Source organism: Spirillospora sp. NPDC046719 (assembly GCF_040645715.1).
Lineage (GTDB): Bacteria > Actinomycetota > Actinomycetes > Streptosporangiales > Streptosporangiaceae > Spirillospora.
Genome location: NZ_JBEYYT010000881.1, coordinates 1 through 1,503, shown reverse-complemented (window position 1 = coordinate 1,503; position 1,503 = coordinate 1). Strand labels below are relative to the sequence as shown.

General features: G+C 70.0%; 1 protein-coding gene. It reads right to left on the bottom strand.

Annotated elements, in window-relative coordinates:
• Nucleotides 1-49 precede the first annotated feature (49 nt).
• Nucleotides 50-1,405: an extracellular solute-binding protein gene (locus ABZ914_RS51230; RefSeq protein ID WP_500201798.1), complete on the bottom strand. Its 1,356-nt coding sequence runs from the start codon at nucleotides 1,403-1,405 to the stop codon at nucleotides 50-52.
• Nucleotides 1,406-1,503 lie beyond the last annotated feature (98 nt).

The following is a 1,503-nucleotide window of genomic DNA, read 5'->3' as shown; positions in this document are numbered from 1 at the left end:
GGGGTGCCGGGCGGCGGCGGGTCCGGCGGTCACGCCGGGCCGGTCGTCACTACTTCTTCTTCTGGAAGGCGGTGTAGTCGTCCTGGGCCGCCTTCATGGCCTCCTGCGCGGACTTCTTGCCGGCGACGACGCCCTGCAGCGGACCACCGAACGCGTCGGTGAACGTCGGGGTCGTGTAGTCGATGTAGGGGGTGGTGCCGTCGTTCTTGCTGAGCTCGGCCCAGGCCGTCGACACCTCCTTCATCAGCGGCTTGTCCGGCTGCGTGGAGGCGGGCAGCACGGGAAGGCTGCCGGCCTGCACCGCCACGTTCATCGCCTCCGGCGAGGTGATGAAGTTGATGTAGGCGGCGGCGACGTCGGCGTGCTTGGACTTGGAGGTGATCGACCACGGCAGGCTCTCGCCGCCCATGGTCGCCACGGGCGCGCCCGCCTGCGGCGCGGGCGGCAGCGCGAAGCCGACCTTGTCCTTCATCCGGTCGTTCAGGTCCGGCGCCCACCAGGTGCCGCCGAACATGAACACGCCCTCGCCCTTGGCGAAGTTCACCGGGGTGTCGTCCCACTTCACCGAGTTGGAGTCCTTGGTGAGGTAGCCCTTCTTCGCCCAGTCCGCGAGCTTCTGCGCGGCCTGCACGTTCGAGGCGTCCGTCCAGGAGCCGCTGGTGCCGAACACCAGCTTGCGGACGGCCTCCTTGCCGGTCGCGGCGTCCTGCAGGATGCCGTACAGCTGCATCGCGGGCAGCTTCTCCAGGTTGCCGAACGCGATCGGCACCTCGCCCTTGCCCTTGGCGGTGGCGAGCGCCTGCTCGAACTCGTCCCAGGTCTTCGGCGGCTGGATGCCGAGCTTGGCGAGCTTCTCCTTGTTGTAGTACAGCCCGACGATCTCGCCGTTCAGCGAGACGCCGTACAGGTCGCCCGACCCGATGAGCTTGCCGTCCTTGGTGACGCTGTTCAGGTCCAGCAGGCCCTTCGGGTACCGCTTGGACCACCCGTACGCCTGGTCGTAGGCGCCGAGCGGCAGCAGCATGCCGTCCTTGACGTACTGGGCCATGGCCGCGTAGCCCTGGTTGGCCTCGACGACGTCGGGCGGGTTGCTGCCCGACAGCGCGAGCCGCAGCGTCTTCTGCAGGTCGCTGAAGGAGCGCGACACCCGCTTGATCTTCACGTTCGGGTACTTGGCCTCGAACTGGGCGTTGAGCTTCTCGATCTGCTCCTTCAGCCCGCCCTGGACCTCCTGGTCCCAGACGGTGAGCGTCACGTTGCCTGCCTTGGCGACGTCGGTGCTGACCGCCGCGGGCGCCTTGCTCGCCGGCTTGTCGTCCGACGAGCCCGGCGCGCAGGCGGCGGCGAGCGCGGTCACCAGGGCCGCCGCCGCGGCGACCGTGCTCCGTCTCATGAGCGTCGGCATTCCTGCGGCTCCTTTCTGTGCTGCTGTCCCGTGGGGGGGCGGGGGCCGCGCCGGCGCGGGGCCGGGGGGGGGGGGGGGGGCTGGGACGGTGCGGGCGG

What these genes read in the sequence shown, in the direction of transcription:
- ABZ914_RS51230 (WP_500201798.1), bottom strand. Translation starts at nt 1,405, where the DNA reads ATGCCGACGCTCATGAGACGGAGCACGGTCGCCGCGGCGGCGGCCCTG.